At 71.3% G+C, this 17,690-nt stretch carries 18 protein-coding genes; 11 read left to right on the top strand and 7 right to left on the bottom strand.

Translation table 11 applies throughout. The annotated features are described in order from the left end of the window. The first annotated feature begins 211 nt into the window (after positions 1-211). The 3 genes from ACZ4TR_RS17010 (at position 212) to ACZ4TR_RS17000 (ending at position 3,811) form a co-directional block, all read left to right on the top strand. Positions 212-907 (top strand): response regulator transcription factor, encoded by a 696-nt coding sequence (locus ACZ4TR_RS17010; protein WP_465287893.1) that lies wholly within the window; start codon positions 212-214, stop codon positions 905-907. Continuing rightward, the gene (locus ACZ4TR_RS17005) at positions 904-1,920 is read left to right on the top strand and encodes a HAMP domain-containing sensor histidine kinase (RefSeq protein WP_364517383.1); all 1,017 of its coding nucleotides are present in this window, start codon (positions 904-906) and stop codon (positions 1,918-1,920) included. The genes ACZ4TR_RS17010 and ACZ4TR_RS17005 overlap by 4 nt, the downstream gene beginning before the upstream one ends. A gap of 442 nt (positions 1,921-2,362) precedes the next feature. Then, a complete protein-coding gene (locus ACZ4TR_RS17000; protein WP_465287892.1) occupies positions 2,363-3,811 on the top strand; it encodes a DUF4153 domain-containing protein in 1,449 nt (482 codons plus the stop codon). A 192-nt stretch (positions 3,812-4,003) separates the two neighbouring features. Here ACZ4TR_RS17000 and ACZ4TR_RS16995 read toward each other — a convergent pair whose 3' ends face one another. The 3 genes from ACZ4TR_RS16995 to ACZ4TR_RS16985 form a co-directional block, all read right to left on the bottom strand. Then, positions 4,004-4,849, bottom strand: coding sequence for a helix-turn-helix domain-containing protein (locus ACZ4TR_RS16995; RefSeq protein ID WP_465287891.1), 846 nt, complete (start codon positions 4,847-4,849; stop codon positions 4,004-4,006). A 68-nt stretch (positions 4,850-4,917) separates the two neighbouring features. Beyond that, positions 4,918-5,280, bottom strand: a complete 363-nt coding sequence (locus tag ACZ4TR_RS16990) for an SSI family serine proteinase inhibitor (RefSeq protein ID WP_465287890.1) — start codon at positions 5,278-5,280, stop codon at positions 4,918-4,920. Between the two features lie 28 nt (positions 5,281-5,308). Next, entirely contained in the window at positions 5,309-6,946 is a 1,638-nt protein-coding gene (locus ACZ4TR_RS16985) for a PucR family transcriptional regulator (protein ID WP_465287889.1), read from the bottom strand. A 134-nt stretch (positions 6,947-7,080) separates the two neighbouring features. Between ACZ4TR_RS16985 and ACZ4TR_RS16980 the strand changes: the two genes are divergently transcribed. Next, complete coding sequence (locus ACZ4TR_RS16980) at positions 7,081-8,577, top strand: CoA-acylating methylmalonate-semialdehyde dehydrogenase (protein WP_465287888.1); 1,497 nt, start codon at positions 7,081-7,083, stop codon at positions 8,575-8,577. Positions 8,578-8,652: 75 nt separating this feature from the next. After that, positions 8,653-9,510 (top strand): aldo/keto reductase, encoded by an 858-nt coding sequence (locus tag ACZ4TR_RS16975; protein WP_465287887.1) that lies wholly within the window; start codon positions 8,653-8,655, stop codon positions 9,508-9,510. On the opposite strand, the gene ACZ4TR_RS16970 is transcribed toward ACZ4TR_RS16975, so the two are convergent. The 4 genes from ACZ4TR_RS16970 to ACZ4TR_RS16955 are packed head-to-tail and all read right to left on the bottom strand — an operon-like array spanning position 9,507 to position 12,146. Beyond that, positions 9,507-9,992: a hypothetical protein gene (locus ACZ4TR_RS16970; RefSeq protein ID WP_465287886.1), complete on the bottom strand. Its 486-nt coding sequence runs from the start codon at positions 9,990-9,992 to the stop codon at positions 9,507-9,509. The two genes, ACZ4TR_RS16975 and ACZ4TR_RS16970, sit on opposite strands and share 4 nt — an antisense overlap. Further along, on the bottom strand, positions 9,989-11,185 hold the full coding sequence (locus tag ACZ4TR_RS16965; protein ID WP_465287885.1) for a hypothetical protein: 1,197 nt from the start codon (positions 11,183-11,185) through the stop codon (positions 9,989-9,991). The genes ACZ4TR_RS16970 and ACZ4TR_RS16965 overlap by 4 nt, the downstream gene beginning before the upstream one ends. After that, positions 11,182-11,508, bottom strand: coding sequence for a type VII secretion target (locus ACZ4TR_RS16960; protein ID WP_465287884.1), 327 nt, complete (start codon positions 11,506-11,508; stop codon positions 11,182-11,184). The genes ACZ4TR_RS16965 and ACZ4TR_RS16960 overlap by 4 nt, the downstream gene beginning before the upstream one ends. After that, positions 11,508-12,146, bottom strand: a complete 639-nt coding sequence (locus tag ACZ4TR_RS16955) for a YbaB/EbfC family nucleoid-associated protein (protein ID WP_465287883.1) — start codon at positions 12,144-12,146, stop codon at positions 11,508-11,510. The genes ACZ4TR_RS16960 and ACZ4TR_RS16955 overlap by 1 nt, the downstream gene beginning before the upstream one ends. Before the next feature lie 59 nt (positions 12,147-12,205). Here ACZ4TR_RS16955 and hrcA point away from each other — a divergent pair, with 59 nt between their 5' ends. From hrcA to ybeY, 6 genes are all read left to right on the top strand, one after another. Continuing rightward, positions 12,206-13,228 (top strand): heat-inducible transcriptional repressor HrcA, encoded by a 1,023-nt coding sequence (gene hrcA, locus ACZ4TR_RS16950; RefSeq protein WP_364517403.1) that lies wholly within the window; start codon positions 12,206-12,208, stop codon positions 13,226-13,228. Between the two features lie 31 nt (positions 13,229-13,259). Next, complete coding sequence (gene dnaJ / locus ACZ4TR_RS16945) at positions 13,260-14,429, top strand: molecular chaperone DnaJ (RefSeq protein ID WP_364517405.1); 1,170 nt, start codon at positions 13,260-13,262, stop codon at positions 14,427-14,429. A 2-nt stretch (positions 14,430-14,431) separates the two neighbouring features. Next, complete coding sequence (locus tag ACZ4TR_RS16940; RefSeq protein WP_465287882.1) at positions 14,432-15,184, top strand: 16S rRNA (uracil(1498)-N(3))-methyltransferase; 753 nt, start codon at positions 14,432-14,434, stop codon at positions 15,182-15,184. 410 nt (positions 15,185-15,594) lie between these two features. Beyond that, the gene (locus ACZ4TR_RS16935) at positions 15,595-15,957 is read left to right on the top strand and encodes a histidine triad nucleotide-binding protein (RefSeq protein WP_465287881.1); all 363 of its coding nucleotides are present in this window, start codon (positions 15,595-15,597) and stop codon (positions 15,955-15,957) included. Between the two features lie 87 nt (positions 15,958-16,044). Next, on the top strand, positions 16,045-17,121 hold the full coding sequence (locus ACZ4TR_RS16930) for a PhoH family protein (protein WP_364517411.1): 1,077 nt from the start codon (positions 16,045-16,047) through the stop codon (positions 17,119-17,121). After that, positions 17,118-17,690, top strand: a complete 573-nt coding sequence (gene ybeY, locus ACZ4TR_RS16925; RefSeq protein WP_465287880.1) for an rRNA maturation RNase YbeY — start codon at positions 17,118-17,120, stop codon at positions 17,688-17,690. The genes ACZ4TR_RS16930 and ybeY overlap by 4 nt, the downstream gene beginning before the upstream one ends.

Here is a 17,690-nt window from a genome sequence, read left to right as displayed (position 1 = left end):
CCTGCTCGCCGGGTCGCGGCCGGGGCAACGGCAGACTGTTCACTCTTCCCTGATCAGGAGTGCAGACTGTCGATTGCGCGAACGGTGCCGGGGTGCATGACCTGCGTCACACATCTCGCCGTCACGAACCGGCAAAACGGCGGAAACGTCTCCACAGGATCTCCACACTTCACGCGGACCCTCTCCACCGCCGATCCCTAAGGTCGTCCTCATGGAACCAGGAGTGCGGCGAGTGCTCGTCGTCGAGGACGACGTCACGATCGCCGCGTCGATCGCGGCCCGGCTGCGGGCCGAAGGGTTCAGCGTGGACGTCGCCCACGACGGGCCGGCCGCGGTCGAAGCGGACACCTCGGCGGAGCCGGATCTGGTCGTGCTGGACGTCATGCTCCCGGGGTTCGACGGCCTGGAGGTCTGCCGCCGGATCCAGGGGCGCCGCCCGGTGCCGGTCCTCATGCTGACCGCGCGCGCCGACGAGACGGACATGCTGGTGGGGCTGGGGGTCGGCGCCGACGACTACCTCACGAAGCCGTTCTCGATGCGGGTGCTCACGGCCCGGGTGCACGCGCTGCTGAGGCGGGTCGAGCGCTCGTCCCGGTCCGATTCGCACGCGCGGATCGTGCTCGGCGACCTGGAGATCGACGTCGACGAGCGGCGCGTCGCGCGGGCCGGCGTCGCGGCGCAGCTGACGCCGATCGAGTTCGACCTGCTGGTGCACTTCGCGCGGCGGCCGCGGGTGGTGCAACCGCGGGAACGGCTGCTGTCGGAGGTGTGGGACTGGGACGTCCACGGCACGTCCGCGGGCACGCGGGCGGTGGACAGCCACATCAAGGCGCTGCGGCGCAAGCTCGGCGCGGACCTCATCCGGACGGTGCACGGCGTCGGGTACGCGCTGGAGGCGGGATCGTGAAGACTCTGCTGATCCGGGTGGTCGAGCTGCTGCCGCGGCCGCTGGACGGGATTCGGTCGATCAAGCTGAAGCTGGCGATCCTGATGGTCGCGTCCGGTGGGGTCGCGTTCGCGTTCTTCAACTGGCAGATCGGCTGGCTGCCGCCCAAGACGACGATCACGGCGATGGTGCTGGCGCTGGTGTTGTCGCAGGTGCTGGCGCACGGGATGACGCGGCCGCTGCGCGAGATGACGGGCGCGGTGCGGGCGATGGCGAAGGGCGACTACACGCGCCGCGTCCGCGCCACCACCCGGGACGAGGTGGGTGAGCTGGCGCAGGCGTTCAACCAGATGGCCGGCGACCTCGGCGACGCGGACCGGCAGCGTCGCGAGCTGATCGCGAACGTGTCCCACGAGCTGCGGACGCCGATCACGGCGTTGAGCGGGGTGCTGGAGAACCTGGTCGACGGCGTCGAGGACCCGGACCCGGCGACGTTGAAGACGGCGCTGCAGCAGACCGAGCGGCTGGCGACGCTGGTGGACGAGCTGCTGGACCTCTCGCGGCTCGACGCGGGGGCGATTCCGCTGCACAAGACGTCGTTTCCGCTGGCTTCGCTGCTGTCGGAGGCGGTTTCCGAGGCGGCGCTGGTGCGCGGGGTGACGTTCGAGGTGTCGGTCTCGCCGGCGGACGCGGTGGTGGTCGCCGACCGCGGGCGGCTGTTCCAGGTGGTGGCGAACCTGCTGGAGAACGCGGCCCGCCACGGCCCGGCGGGCGGGTCGGTGCAGGTGCTGGCCGAGGTCCGCCCGGGCGAGATCCGCATCGACGTGTGCGACGAGGGGCCGGGGGTCGCGCCGGCCGACCGGGAGCGGGTGTTCGAGCGGTTCACGCGAGGGGAGCGGCCGTCCGGCGGGGGAACGGGGCTCGGTCTGGCGATCGCGCGGTGGGCGGTGGAGCTGCACGGCGGGACGATCGGGGTGGTGGAGCCCTCGGCGGGGGTCGGGAGCCGGATCCGGGTGACGCTGCCGACGGGTTGACTTCCGGGTGGGTCCCGGTGTCTTGAATGACTCATTCAAGACCTTTGGGCTTCGGGGTGTTGGGTCCGCCGGCTCGGGAACTGGCGCGGCGGGTGGTGCGGGCGAGGACATTTGCGAACGTGAACGAGAGCTGAGGACGATGCCGAAGAGCAGGATCGATGAGCCCGGGGATTCGGGTGCGGACAAGCGGGTGCCGCGGGGCAAGCGGTCGGCGGGAGGTGGTTCGGGGGCGGCTTCACCTGTAGCTGCAGCCGGCGGATTTACCAGAGCGTCTTCGGCCCGAGCCGCTTTGGAGGCGGCGGGCGGCGGGACACGCGGCGACGGTGCCCGGCGAGCCGGGGCGGCCGGGCCCTCGGGGCCGGTCGGCGATGGGGTGTATGCCGGCGGCGTCGCGGACGCTTCACCTGGGGTAGCAGCGGAAGCTCGAGCCGGCGGGGTTGCCGTGGCCGCTCCTCCGGTCCTCATGCGGCCGATTCCGCCGCCGAAGTCCGCCGTCGTTGCGCTGCCGCCCGCCGTGCTGCCCGCTGCCGGGCTGGCCGGGGTTGTTGCCGCGCTCGTCTTGCCCGTCGACCGGCCCGGGGTCGGGTGGCTGCTGGCCGGGCTGGCCGTCGCTGTTGCCGTCTTCCTGGCCGATCGGCGGTCGGCGGCGGGCGCCAGTTCCTTGACCTGGGGCAACGCCGGGTGGGCCGTCCTCACCCTCGCCCTGCTCGGGATGGGCGCCGTGCGGGCGTCCGGGTGGCTGTTCGTCCTCTGCGTGCTCGGGGCCGTCGTCACCGGTTCGCTCGCTGTCGTGGGGAAGCGGACCGTCAACTCCATCCTCTACGACATGCTCGCCGTCCCCCTGGAAGCCCTTCGTGCCGTTCCGTGGGCCGGCCGCGGGCTGGGACGCTTCACCGCCCGCCGCGACGGGGTCGCCCGGCGGATCGGCCTCGCCGTGCTGGCCACCGCCGCGCTCGTCGCCGTCTTCGTGCCGCTGCTCGCCAGCGCCGACGCCGCCTTCGCCGCTGTGGTCAACGCTGTCATCCCCGACCTCAGCGTCGACGTCCTCGTCCGCTGGTGTTGCGTGTTCGTCGTCGCGGCACTGCTCGTCACCGGAGCCTGCTACTTCCTCGCCGCCCCAGCGCGTCGCGCAGACCTGAACCGTCCATACCGGACGAAGTACGGTCTCGAATGGACGGTCCCCCTCACCGTTCTCGTCCTGCTGTTCAGCGTGTTCGTCGCCGTCCGGCTCGTCGTGCTGTTCGGTGGCACCGAGTACGTCCTGCGCACCAGTAACCTGACCGCCGCCGAGTACGCCCGCGGCGGGTTCTGGCAGCTGTGCGCCGTCACCGTGCTGACGCTGGCCATCGTGTCCGCGGCGCTGCGCTGGGCCCCGAACGTCACGAAGGCCGACCGGCTCCGCCAGCGCGTCCTGCTGGGTGCCTTGAGCGCGCTCAGCCTGGTCCTCGTCGGGTCGGCGTTGAGTCGCATGTGGACGTACCAGGAGGCCTACGGCTTCACGGTGTTGCGGCTGCTGGTCGAGGTCTGCGAACTGTGGTTCGGCGCGGTGTTCGTGCTGGTGCTGGCATCGCTGGTCAAGCTCCGCTCGGCGTGGCTGCCCCGCGCGGCGATCGGCGCCGCCGCCGCGGCGCTCCTGGTGCTCGCCGTCCTCGACCCGGAACGCCTTATCGCCGACGCCAACCTCGACCGCGCGGCCGCCGGCAAACCCCTGGACCACCGGTACCTGGCGGGCTTCTCCGCCGACGTCGTCCCGGTGGTGTCGGCCCGGCTGCCGGAACCGCTCCGGACGTGCGTCCTGCGCCAGGTCCTCGCCGGCGACACCCCGGATGGCTGGCCGGCGTGGAACCTCAGCCGTTCGAGCGCCCGCGATGTGACTCTCGGCAGTTGTTGAACCACGGGTGCGAGCTGTGCGTAGTTAAGAGCGGTGCGCGGAAGTCGCCGGGCCGTCGTGGGGGCGGCCCGACGGCTTCCGCGCGCCAAGGTGCGTGTTACCGCTTTCGGGTGGTAACGCAATGTTGGCCTGTGCGCCGGCTCTGGTGTCGCGGATCTGCGACAGGGCGACGACCGACCTTCGATGAGTGCTTCACGCCTCCAGTTCGGCGATGACTGCCTCGATGAACTGCGCGGAATCCGGTTCGCTCAGCGCCAGGGATGACAAGGTCTCGGTGGCTTTCCGGTAGTCGGCCACGTTGGGCTCGTCGTAGAGGTACCCGCTACCGCGGTAGTGCTCCAGGTAGACGATCGGAGGCAGGTCGGCGTAGTCGAAGATGATGAACGGCCCGTACTGGCCGGGGTGGTAGCCGATACCGTTCGGCACGATCTGAACCGAAACGTTCCGCAACTCCATTCGAGAGCGCAGATAGCGAAGCTGTTCGCTCATCACGACCGGCCCGCCGATGTTCTGGTGCAACGCGGCTTCGCCGAGCAGCACTCGGCACGGCAAGGGATTCCGGCCCGTCAGCATCTCGCGACGGGCGAGCCTGACCATCACCACGTTCTCCACGTGGGACTTCGGGTGGGCTGTGCCGGCGAAGATGGCTCTGGTGTATGCGGGTGTTTGGAGCATGCCGGGGACCAGGCCGGCACTCCAATCGACCATGCTGGTGGCGGTCCGCTCGTAGGCGACATAGGTCGACAGCAAGGTGGGACCGTCCAGAATCGCTTGGTTGAGCCAGTTGGGATCATCGGCGAAGCGGGCCAGGTTGAGCAACCGCGCGCGTTCGTCGGGGGCGACCCGCAGCGCGCCGAGGATCGTGGCGAGCTCTTCGATCTTCGGTACGCGCTTGCCGCTTTCCCAGTTCGAGATGTTCTGGGGTGGCAGGCCGGTCATCCGGCCGAGCGCTCGGACCCCGACCTTGCGAGCCAGCCGGGCTTGCTCCATGCCGAAACCCAGGGCGCGGGCTCGGGGTGTGGCGATCTGTCGTGACATGGGTACAGCCTGCTCAAGAGCAGGCTGTACCCGGTCGGGCGATCGCTGTTCCGTGTCGCGAACGCGCGTCAGAACGCGAAGACGTCGTCCGAGTCGCGGTCGGCTTCGCAGCGGTTCGCGTACGTCGTCCGGAACGACACCGGCTTGCCGTGCCACGTTCCGACCGCCGTCACGTCCACCGGGGCGTAGATCAGCGTGCACATCTGGTGGCGCGCGGGAATGTGCGAAAAGTCGCCGCCCGCGCTCGTGAGGACCGCGCACGCCTTGTCGTGCTTGGGGTGCGTGCCGCCGGCCGGGTCGCACGTCAGGACGACCGAGCCGATCCGGCCGGCCGTGTCGTGGGTGGTGAGCTGGAGCGTCGACGCCGGCGGCTGGGCGGGAGCGAGGCAGCTCAAGCCCACCAGGCAGGCGGCAAACGAAAACAAAGCCATATCGGTGTCATCGGCAGCCCGAGGCCGATCACTGTGCTCCACGTCCGGGTGAGTCTTCTTCGCTCGGGCGGGTGAGGTCCCACGCCAGCAGGGCCACGTAGAGCGAGAGCATCGACTCCGGGTCCTCCAGCCGGACGCCGAGGACCTGCTCGATCCGGGCGAGCTGCTGGTAGTACGCCGTCCGTGAGGTGTGCGCCGCCGCCGCGGCCGCCGACTTGTTGCCGCCCTGCTCGCAGTAGTGGCGCAACGCCTGCACCAGCCGGCTGCCGGAAGCCGCGTCGCGCTGGAGCAGCGGCCCGAGCTCGCGCGCGGCGAACGCCGTCACCCGCTCGTCGCCCGCCAGCAGGTGCAGCAGGCCGCGCAGCCGGACGTCCGACAGCCGGTGCAGCACGCGCTCGCTGCCCGCCCCCAACGCGGCCGCCGCGACCTGGCCGGCCTCCAGGAGCGTCCGGCCCGCTTCGGCGGGCGTCGAGACCGTCGTGCCGACCGCGAGCACGCCGGGTGCGCTGCCCCGGGCCTCGTGGACGTCGGTGGCGAGCCGGTGCAGCACGGTGTCGGCGTTCGCCTCCGGAGACAGCGCGATCAGCGCCCGCACGCCGAGGTCGTCGGTCGCCACCAGCGCCGACACCTTCGCGCGGCGCGCCGCCAGGACCGTCGCCTCGGCCAGCTCACGCAGCACCGGCGGCGTGGACAGCGCGGGCCGCCCGGTGACGGCCAACCGGGGCCGGACCGCCAGCCCGACCAGCTGCCGCCCGGTCAGCGGCACGGCCAGCGCCGAGGCCCGCGCCAGCAGCTCCGCCGTCGGGGCCGGCGACGCCAGCAGCTCGTGGAGGACGGCTCGGTGAGCCTGGCGCTCCAGGCCGTCCGAGTCCTTGGCGACCAGCCGGTGCACGGCCAGCGCGGACGCGGCCCGCTCGGCGACCACCCGGTGGCGGTGCGGCGGCTGGTCGGCGCAGACGACGACCAGCCGCGCCCAGTCGTGCCCGCGCGCGCCGACGACGGTCACCAGCCAGCCCGAGCCGGGGTGGTAGCCGGTCCGCTCGCCGATCTGGACGACGCGCGACCGGGCCGGCCAGCCGGTGAGCAGCTCGGCCGGGTCCACCCCGGCCGCGTCGTAGGCGAGGACCTCGTGCGACAGCGTCTCCAGCACCACCGGCTCCTCGGTCAGCCGGGCGACCTCGCCCAGCACGACGCCGGGTTCGGCGCCCGCGACCGTCAGCGCGGTGAACGTCTCGTGCACGCGCTCGGCGGCGCGCAGCTCGGCGACCTGGGCGTCGACGATCTGGCCGTTCACCGCCTCGGTGACGCTCACGTACCGGGTCTCGCGCGAGAGCGTCACCAGCGGCAGGCCGTGCTTCTCGGCGGCCTCGACCAGCGCCGCGGGCAGCTTGTCGCTCCAGTGCCGGACCAGCTCGATCACCAGGCCGGCGGCCCCGACCCCGGCCAGGTCCGCGACGTAGCGGGCCAGCGCCGGGCCGTCGTCGGGCAGCGCGACCCCGGTCGTCAGCACCAGCTCCCCGCCGCGCAGCAGGTGCGCGATGTCCGCGACCTCGGCGACGTGCGCCCAGCGCACCGGGGCGTCGAGCCCGCCCATGCCCGCGACGACGTGCGGACGGCCCTGGCGCAGCACCGGCAGCGCGAGCACCTCGGCGACGGTCGGGTACATGGCTCCTCGCGTGTGGTGGGCAGGGACAGACTGTACGGCCGGGACGGCGAGTCCGTACACGTTGTCGATGGCGTTGGCGTGGCGCACGCCCGGAGACTCGCAGGAGACGTCCCCGAGCGAAGGAGCGCATCGCCGTGACCGACCGCATCAGCCACTGGATCGACGGCAAGCCGTTCACCGGGACCACCGCGCGTTCGGGCGAGGTGGTCGACCCCGCCACCGGGCAGGTCCGGGCGCACGTCGACTTCGCCGGCGACGCCGAGGTCGAAGCCGCCGTCGCCGCGGCCAAGGCGGCGCTGCCGGGCTGGCGCGGGACGTCGCTGGCCGGCCGGACGCGGGTGCTGTTCGCCTTCCGCGAGCTGCTCGCCGCGCGCAAGCACGAGCTGGCGAAAATCGTCACGAGCGAGCACGGCAAGGTCGAGTCGGACGCGGCCGGCGAGGTCGCGCGCGCGATCGAGAACGTCGAGTACGCCTGCGGTGCCGCGCAGCTGCTCAAGGGCGGGTTCAGCGAGAACGCGTCCACCGGCGTCGACGTCTACTCGATCGCGCAGCCGCTCGGCGTGGTCGGCGTGATCTCGCCGTTCAACTTCCCGGCGATGGTGCCGCTCTGGTTCGTCCCGAACGCGCTGGCCTGCGGCAACACCGTCGTGCTCAAGCCGAGCGAGAAGGACCCGTCGGCGGCGGTGTTCATCGCCGAGCTCTTCGCCGAGGCCGGGCTGCCCGCGGGCGCGCTGAACGTCCTGCACGGCGACAAGGCGGCGGTCGACGGGCTCCTCGAACACCGCGACGTCAAGGCGATCTCGTTCGTCGGGTCGACGCCGATCGCGCGCTACGTCTACGAAACCGGCACCCGGCACGGCAAGCGCGTCCAGGCTCTCGGCGGCGCGAAGAACCACATGGTCGTGCTGCCGGACGCGGACCTCGACCTGGCCGCCGACGCCGCCGTGTCGGCCGGGTTCGGGTCGGCGGGGGAGCGCTGCATGGCGGTGTCGGTGGTCGTCGCGGTCGACCCGATCGGCGACGAGCTCGTGCGCAAGATCACCGAGCGGATGTCCGTGCTGCGCGTCGGCGACGGGCGCGATCCCGAATCGGAGATGGGACCCCTGGTCACGGCGGCCCACCACGCGCGCGTGAAGTCCTATGTGGACGCCGGGGTGTCGGCGGGCGCGTCGCTGGTGGTGGACGGCCGCGGCATCGAGGTGCCCGGCTCCCCGGACGGCTTCTGGCTCGGCCCGACGCTGTTCGACCACGTCCGCCCGGACATGTCCATCTACACGGACGAGATCTTCGGCCCGGTGCTGTCGGTGGCGCGCACGGCTTCCTACGACGACGCGCTGGACCTGATCAACGCGAACCCGTACGGCAACGGCGTGGCGATCTTCACCGGCGACGGCTCGTCGGCCCGGCGGTTCCAGAACGAGGTCGAGGTCGGGATGGTCGGCGTGAACGTCCCCATCCCGGTCCCGGTGGGGTACTACTCCTTCGGCGGCTGGAAGGACTCGCTGTTCGGCGACAGCCACGCCTACGGGCCGGAAGGGTTCCACTTCTTCACCCGGACGAAGGTCGTGACGTCGCGGTGGCCGGACCGGTCGCACGCCGGGGTGAACCTGGGCTTCCCGCGCAACTCCTGAGCGCACGCGGGAATCGGGCGGGGCTCCGCCGGGTTGGCACCCGGTGGAGCTTTCCGACCGATGATGGGACGAACGATGAGCGCGAAGAACTCCGGCACCTTCACGATCGGCGGCGACCTGCCGGTGACCCGGCTCGGGTACGGCGCCATGCAGCTCACCGGGCCGGGGGTCTGGGGTGACCCGAAGGACCCGGACGAAGCCGTGCGCGTGCTGCGGCGCGCCGTCGAACTCGGCGTGACCCTGATCGACACCGCCGACGCCTACGGCCCCTTCGTCGCCGACCTGCTGATCAAGGAGGCCCTGCACCCCTACGCCGACGACCTCGTCATCGCGACCAAGGCCGGCTTCACCCGGCAGGGGCCGAACCAGTGGATCCCGGTCGGGCGGCCCGAGTACCTGCGGCAGCAGGTCGAGCTGAGCCTGCGGCACCTCGGGGTCGACCGGATCGACCTGCTGCAGCTGCACCGGATCGACCCGAAGGTGCCCGTGGCCGAGCAGGTCGGCGAGCTGAAGAAGCTGCAGGACGAGGGCAAGATCCGGCACATCGGCCTGTCCGAGGTCGGCGTGGATCAGCTGAAGGAAGCGCAGAAGACCGCGGAGATCGTCTCCGTGCAGAACCTGTTCAACCTCGCCAAGCGCGACGCCGAACCGCTGCTCGACCACGCCACCGAGCACGGCATCGCCTTCATCCCGTGGTTCCCGCTGGCCACCGGCGCCCTCGCCGGGCCGGACAGCCCGCTCACGGCGCTCGCCAAGGAGCACGACGCCTCGCCGTCGCAGCTCGCGCTGGCCTGGCTGCTCAAGCGATCGCCCGTCGTGCTGCCGATCCCGGGGACGTCGTCGGTCGCGCACCTCGAGGACAACATCGCCGCCGCGGACATCGAGCTGACCGACGCCGAGTTCGACGCCCTGTCCGCCGCCGCGGCCGGCTAGGCCGGGAGGACGTTGATCAGCGTCTTCGTGCGCGGAGTCAGGTAGACGGCATTGGTCCGCTCCGCTTGGATCCGCGCGCGGAGCTCGCGATCGTCGAGGCGGAAGCTCCGGTCCTGGACCACCAGGTAGGTGAACCAGATCCGCTCCATGATGGTGTACAGGTAGATCGGGTACTGCCCGCGTCCGGGCCGCTTGCCGTGCACCTTCCCGAAGTCGTGGGTCCAGCCGGTGATCACGACGAGCCGCCCGCTGCCGGCCTCCGCCAGCCGCCGTCCGCAGACGAAGGCGAACCAGGCTGTCACCGCGAAAATCGGGACGGTGGCGGCCGCCGCGCCGTCGGCGACCGCGATCGCGGTCAGCACCAGCCCGGCGACGACCAGGACCGCCGCCGTCCAGAAGTTGAAGTCGAGCAGCTTTCGGCGCTGCGACGGGTGGAGCCGGCCGTTGCGGTTGGCCAGCTCCACCTCGGCCTGCTCGATCACTCGCCCTCGCCTTCGGGGTGCTCCTTTTCGTAAGCCTCCTGGCCCTCGTGATAGCGGTCGTACTGCTCGTTCTCCTGCCGGCGGCCTTCGGTCACGACGCCGATCGTGTCCGCGGGCTTCCACCCCGGATAACCGCCGGCCTCCTGCCACGCGCCCGGCTTGAGCACGCTGCGGCCGTCTTCGGACCACGCCTTGCCCGGTCCCTCCAGCTTGTCGCCGCCGGGGACCTTCTCGCGCCACGCGTCCTTCCAGCCTTCGGCTGTCTCCTCGGCGGACTTCGCCTCCTTGCCCGCCTGCTTGAGCTCGTTGGCCCGGCGCTCGATGCCCGCGGCCGTGTCGACGCTCTTGTCCACGATCTTGTCGACGCCCTTGCCCACCTTCTTCAGCGCGTTCGCCGCGCCTTCGAGGGCCGCCTTCGACTTGCCCGCGCCCTTCGCCAGGCTCTCGAGCTTCTCGACGATCTTCGCGATGCGCGTGCTGATCTTCTCGGCGAGCACGCCGCCCTCGACGACCGTGTCGGCGATGAACGCCGCGATCGTGCCGCCGAAGGTGCACCAGGACGCGGCCAGCGCGGCCAGCGCCTTGACGATCAGCTCGCCCACGAACGACGAGATCATGTCGCGGATCAGCCCGCGTTCCGTGCCGACCAGCGCCGCGCCGACGTTCATGGCGGTCGACGCGTCCCCGGCGTGCGACGCGGCGCCGCGCAGGACACCGACGTAGCTTTCGGCCGTCCGCTGGTAGGCCTCCGCGGAGCCGCAGTCGCTGAAGGACTGCTGGACCTTCTGGGCCTGCCGCTCGTAGCTCTCGGCCGTCTCGGTGAGCTGCTTCGCGATGTTCGTCCAGGTCACGGCCTTGGCGGTGACGGCTTCGGGCTTGCCGGCGAGCTTGTCGAGGCCGTCCTTGAGGAAGCTGATGTGCTCGATCAGCCAGCCGACGCCGGCGCTGGCCAGCGTGCCGAGCGGGTCCATCGCCGCGCCGAGCAGGTCGAGCGCGTCGGTGCCGACGTCCATGGCGAGGTTGCCCCAGTCGCCGCCGCGGGCGTCGGTGAGCGTCGACGCAGCGTCGCTGAAGATGCCCGCGCCGCCGGTCCGGGCGTTGAGGTTGTCCAGCTCGCCCTTCGAGCCGTCGCCCATGCCGCTCCAGAAGCCGCCCGGCGACTCGGCCGTCGCGACCAGTGCGTTCTCGGTCATGCCGGAAGCTCCTTGCCGATGCCCTCGAGCAGGCACTTCGTCTGGTGTTCGTGGTCGCGGAACGCCGTGTGCGCGGTCTTCACCCGGTCGGCGACCTCGTGGCCGGCCTCGACGGCGGCGCTCAGGAAGCTGTCGGCGGTGTCCACCCATGCCTGGATCGGCAGCGCGAACACCTGCCCGACCAGGCCGAACGCGTCGAAGTCGAGCGCACCGGCGGTGCCGGCGGCCTCGACCGCCTGCTGGACCCGGTCGGCGATCTCCCGGATCTCGTCCTCGTGGCCGCCGAGGACGTCGAAGTCGACCTTCATCGCCCGCTCGGCCATCAGAGCCCCCGGCGCAGGATCGGGCCGCCGAAGTCCTCGTCGTCGTCCGGGCGCGGCCGGGCCGGGCGCACGGGCGGCGGTGGGGTTTCCCGCTGCGTTCCGGTGAATTCCCGGTGCGACGGTGCCGGTTCTTCTTGGGGCAATTCGGGCGTGGGAATCTGTTCCCGCAGGAATTCCATCGCGTCGCTGTCGGTGCCGATCACCGGCGCCATGATCGAGGTCAGCTGCCGGGCGGCGTCGACCTGGGCGCGTTTCGCGGCCGCGAGGACGGCCTGGGCGAGCCGGGCCCGCGGCAGCTCGTCCGCACGCGGGCCGAAGGTGAGTTCTTGCAGCGCACCGCTGGTGTTGACGGTGACCGTGACGGCTCCGTCGGCACTCGAGGCGGTCGCCGAGACGCGCTCGAGCCGCGCTTTCGCCTCGGCCGCGCGCCGGGCGATATCGGGCATTCCGGCCGAAGCGGGTTGAATTCGGTTCACGGCGACCTCGGAGTCGGGGGAGGGCATGCGGGTCAGAGGCAGCAAACCGCTTTTCGGTTCCCCCATCAAGCCGGAATTCCTTTCCAGGAAGAATGCATGGGAATTCGTTTGCGCGTTCTTTACCCGGCGCCCGGCCCGGTGCGGACGGGCGGGGTTGAGCACGACCGGCTCAGGCTTCCGTAAACTCAAGGTGAGCAGCGAGCGAGGTAGGTGAGGAACCGGTGGCCAACGCGGACGAGCGCCGCTTCGACGTGCTGCGCGCGATCGTCGCCGACTACGTGTCCAACCAGGAACCGGTCGGCTCGAAGGCGATCGTCGAACGGCACAACCTGGGCGTCTCGAGCGCCACGGTGCGCAACGACATGGCCGCCCTCGAAGAAGAGGGCTACATCACCCAGCCGCACACCAGCGCCGGGCGCGTGCCGACCGACAAGGGCTATCGCCTCTTCGTCGACCGGCTGTCGGAGGTCAAGCCCCTGAGCGCCGCCGAGCGCCGGGCCATCACCACCTTCCTCGACAGCGGCACCGACCTCGACGACGTCCTCAAGCGCTCGGTCCGGCTGCTCGCGCAGCTGACCCGGCAGGTCGCCGTCGTCCAGTACCCGATGCTGACCAACGCCAAGGTGCGCCACCTCGAAGTGGTCCCGCTCACCCCGGCGCGGCTGATGCTGGTGCTGATCGCCGACAACGGCCGCGTCGACCAGCGCACGGTCGACCTCGGCGACGTCGTCACCGAAGAAGACGTCGCGCGGCTGCGTTCCGTGCTGAACACGGCCATGTCCGGACGGCGGCTCAACGACGCCGCCGCGCGCGTCGCCGAACTGCCCGACCAGGCACCCGGCGAGCTGCGGGACGCGCTCATCCGCGTCACCACCGTCCTGGTCGAGTCGCTGGCCGAGCACCCCGAAGAACGCCTGGTCCTCGGCGGCACCGCGAACCTCACACGCAACGTCGCCGACTTCCCGGGTTCGCTGCGCCAGGTCCTCGAAGCCCTCGAGGAGCAGGTGGTCGTGCTCAAGCTGCTGGCCGCCGCGCGCAACCCCGGTGCGATCACGGTGCGCATCGGTGAGGAAAATGAAGACGAGCAGATGCGCAGCACCTCGGTCGTCTCGATCGGGTACGGCCAGGACATGGTGCTCGGCGGCATGGGGGTGGTCGGCCCGACCCGGATGGACTACCCCGGCACGATCGCCGCGGTGCGCGCGGTCGCCAACTACGTGGGGCAGATCCTGCACGGCCGCTGAGCCGGGCAGAGCAGAAGGAGAAGCAGAGACGGTGGCGAGGGACTACTACGGCATCCTCGGGGTGGCCAAGAACGCGAGCGATCAGGACATCAAGCGCGCGTACCGGAAGCTGGCCCGGGAGCTGCACCCCGACGTCAACCCGTCGGAAGACGCGCAGCACAAGTTCAGCGAGGTCACGACGGCCTACGAGGTGCTGTCCGACCCGCAGAAGCGCAAGATCGTCGACCTCGGCGGCGACCCGATGGACGGCGGCGCGCGCGGCGGGGGCGGCGGCGACCCGTTCGCCGGGTTCGGCGGCCTCGGCGACATCATGGACGCCTTCTTCGGCGCGGCCGGCGGAGGCGGCGGCGGGCGCGGGCGCGGACCCCGCAGCCGCGTCCAGCCCGGCTCCGACGCGCTGATCCGGCTCGGCCTCAGCCTCGAGGACTGCGCCACCGGCGTCGACAAGGAGATCGCCGTCGACACCGCGATCGTCTGCGACCTCTGCCGCGGCGCGGGCACCACCGAAGGCACCGGCGTCAAGACCTGCGACACCTGCGGCGGCGCCGGCGAGGTCCAGTCCGTCCAGCGGTCGTTCCTCGGCCAGGTCGTCACGGCCCGCCCGTGCCCGGTCTGCCGCGGCTTCGGCGAGGTCATCCCCGACCCCTGCCGCCAGTGCGGCGGCGACGGCCGCATCCGCGCCCGCCGCAACGTCACCGCCAAGATCCCGCCGGGCGTCGGCGACGGCATGCGCATCCGCCTCTCCGGCCAGGGCGAGGTCGGCCCCGGCGGCGGCCCGGCCGGCGACCTCTACGTCGAGATCGACGAGACCCCGCACGAGGTCTTCGTCCGCCAGGGCCACGACCTGCACTGCAACTTCCGCATCCCGATGACCACCGCCGCCCTCGGCGCCACGGTGCCCATCTCCACGCTGATCGACGGCGACTACGACCTCGACGTCGAACCCGGCACCCAGCCCAACGCCGAGCTCGTCCTCACCGGCAAGGGCATGCCCCGGCTGCGGTCCTCCGGCCGCGTCGACGGCCGCGGCGACCTCCACGTCCACATCGACGTCGTGGTCCCGACCAAGCTCGACGAAGCCCAGCGCGACCTCCTCGTCGAGCTCGCCCAGCAGCGCGGCGAAGAAGTCCCCACGCTGGCGTCCAACGGCGCCAAGCACGGCGGCCTGTTCTCGAAGCTGCGCGCCAAGAACCACCGCTGACCGTGCCCGACACCACCCTGCCGGTCTTCCTCGCCACCTCCGTGCCCGCTTCCGGGCGCACGGTCCTCGACGGCGAGGAAGCCCGGCACGCGGCCACGGTCCGCCGCCTGCGCACGGGGGAGCGGCTCGTCCTCTCCGACGGCGCGGGCACCATGGCCCGCTGCGTCGTCGAAGCCGTCCAGCCCGGCCGCGATGCCGCCTTGACGCTGTCGATCGAAGAGCGCTGGACCGAGGAACCACCCGCCCTGCGCGTCGTGCTCGCCCAGGCCCTGGCCAAGGGCGACCGCGGCGAACTCGCGGTCGAACTCGCCACCGAAGCCGGCGTCGACGCCATCGTCCCCTGGCGCGCCGCCCGCAGCGTCGCCAAGTGGGAAGACGGCGGCCGCGGCGACAAAGCCCTCGCCCGCTGGCGCGCCACCGCCCGCGCGGCCGCCAAGCAAGCCCGCCGCGCCCACGTCCCCGACGTCACCGAACCCGCCGGCACCCGCGAGCTCGCCGGCCTGATGGCGACGACGTCCCTCGCGATCGTCCTCGAGGCCGACGTCCCCGACCGCCTCACCGACCTCTCCCTGCCCGACACCGGAGACTTGCTCCTGGTCGTGGGCCCGGAAGGCGGCATCACCGACGAAGAACTCCACACCCTGCGCGAAGCCGGCGCCCGCGCCGTCCGCCTCGGCACGACCGTCCTCCGCACCTCCACCGCCGCGGCCGTCGCCCTCGGCGCACTCGGCGCCCTGACCACCCGGTGGAGGTAAGAAGATCACCGGAAAAAAGACCCCCGATTTTGCGCCCAGTTATGGCGCGATCACACTCCGACCCGTTACTCTCGTTTACTAACGCGCCACACACCGTTTCCGGGTCCGGCGCGCCACTGGGAAAGCACAGACCCCGCCGGGCACCTCCCCCCTCGGTCCGGCGGCCGCCGCGGTGGCGGTAGATCGACCCCCAGGGTCTACCGCTCCGCGGCCCCTTCTCTCGCTTCGCTCCTTCAGCGGGCCGCTTCGCGTTCGTTGTGTTCTCTGGGGGTCAAACCCCCAGACCCCCAGCCGGGGGTTCCCCCCGGACCCCCCGCGGCTGCCGCTCGGTGCCCGGCCGGTGGGGCGGTGGCCGGCCGGTGGGCGGTGGCTGGTCGGTGGGGCGGTGGCTGGTCGCTAGGGTGTGTCTCATGAGTGAGGATGAGACTCTCTTCGAGCGGATCATTGCTGGTGAGATCCCTGCTGATGTTGTTTATCAGGATGATCTGACCTTTGCCTTCCGGGATATTCGGCCTCAGGCGAAGGTTCACGTGCTTGTTGTGCCCAAGAAGCGGTATCGGAACCTGGGGGAGCTTGCTGCTGGGGACCCGGCGCTTCTTGCCGCTGTTGCTCTGACCGCTCGGCGGGTTGCCGAGCTTGAGGGCGTTGTCGAGTCGGGGTATCGGGTTGTCTTCAACACTGACTCGGATGCCGGGCAGACCGTTTTTCATGTTCATGCTCATGTGCTCGGGGGTGAGCCTCTGGGGCTCTTCGGGGCTCCTGAGCAGGACTAGGCGAAACCCGTCTGCGTTCTGTCGGTGGGTGCCAGTAGCATCGGTGGGGTCCGTTCTCCCTCACCGAGAAAGCAGGCCTGAGGCCACGTGGCCGGAACCGTACCGGGTGGAGCCGCCCGACCCGACGTCCCCGGGGACGTCGCCAAGACCGAGGATGCCGCCGTCCAGGCCGCGCAGTCCCGGTTCCCCATCCCCGACGCCGCCGCGCTCAGCCTGCTCGGCTCCCGCGACGAGAACCTGCGCGTCGCCGAGGAACTCCTGGCCGCCGACGTCCACGTCCGCGGCAACGAGGTCACCCTCACCGGCGCACCCGCCGACGTCGCCTTCGCCGAACGCGTCTTCGCCGACCTCGTCACCCTCGCCACCGGCGGGCAACAGGTCGGCCCGGACACCGTCCGCCGCACCATCGGCATGCTCTCCACCGGAGACGCCTCGCCCGCCGAGGTCCTCAGCCTCAACATCGTCTCCCGCCGCGGCAAGACCATCCGGCCCAAGACGCTCAACCAGAAGCGCTACGTCGACGCCATCGACAAGCACACCGTCGTCTTCGGCATCGGCCCCGCCGGCACCGGCAAGACCTACCTCGCCATGGCGAAAGCCGTCCAGGCCCTCCAGGCCAAGCAGGTCACCCGCATCGTGCTGACCCGCCCCGCCGTCGAAGCCGGCGAGCGCCTCGGCTACCTGCCCGGCACGCTCAACGAGAAGATCGACCCCTACCTGCGGCCCCTCTACGACGCGCTGCACGACATGGTCGAACCCGAGTCCATCCCGCGGCTCATGCAGGCCGGCACCATCGAGATCGCGCCGCTCGCCTACATGCGCGGCCGCACCTTGAACGACGCCTTCATCATCCTCGACGAGGCCCAGAACACCACGCCCGAGCAGATGAAGATGTTCCTCACCCGCCTCGGCTTCGGCTCCAAGATCGTCGTCACCGGCGACATCACCCAGGTCGACCTGCCCAACGGGCAGCGCAGCGGCCTCCGCGTCGTCCGCGACATCCTCGGCGGCGTCGACGGGCTCCACTTCTCCGAACTGACCAGCCAGGACGTCGTCCGGCACAAGCTCGTCGGCGACATCGTCGACGCCTACGAGAAGTGGCAGGCCGTGCAGGACGCCCAAGACCAGCAGCAGGGCAACGGCTGGAAGGGCAACCGGCGGTGAGCATCGAAATCGCCAACGAGTCCGGCGTCGACGTCGACGAGACCTCCATCGTCTCGGCCGCCCGCTACGCCCTCGACAAGATGGAGGTCAGCCCGCTCGCCGAGCTGTCCATCCTGCTCGTCACCCTCGAAGTCATGGAAGACCTGCACGAACGCTGGATGGACCTCCCCGGGCCCACCGACGTCATGGCCTTCCCGATGGACGAGCTCGACTCCTCCCGCCGCCCGGACGCGCCCGACGCGTCCCCGGCGCTGCTCGGGGACATCGTGCTCTGCCCGGCGTTCGCCAAGGACCAGGCCAAGACCGCGGGCCACGCCCTGATCGACGAGCTGCACCTGCTCACCGTGCACGGCTGCCTCCACCTCCTCGGCTACGACCACGCCGAACCCGCCGAAGAACGCGAGATGTTCGCCCTCCAGAAGCGGATCCTCGGCGAGTACCAGGACGCCGTCGCCGCCCTGCAGAAGCGCGACGCCCAGCGCAACACCGACGACCGCGTCCTCGGCATCGCCGGGCTCGACGCGGCCGCCACCCCGGCCGCCGAACCACCCGCCGGGGAAACGCCCTAG

It is taken from the genome of Amycolatopsis sp. NPDC028719 (genome assembly GCF_055565395.1).
The sequence above is the reverse complement of the archived record's forward strand: the minus strand, read 5'-3'. Positions and strand labels throughout refer to the sequence as shown.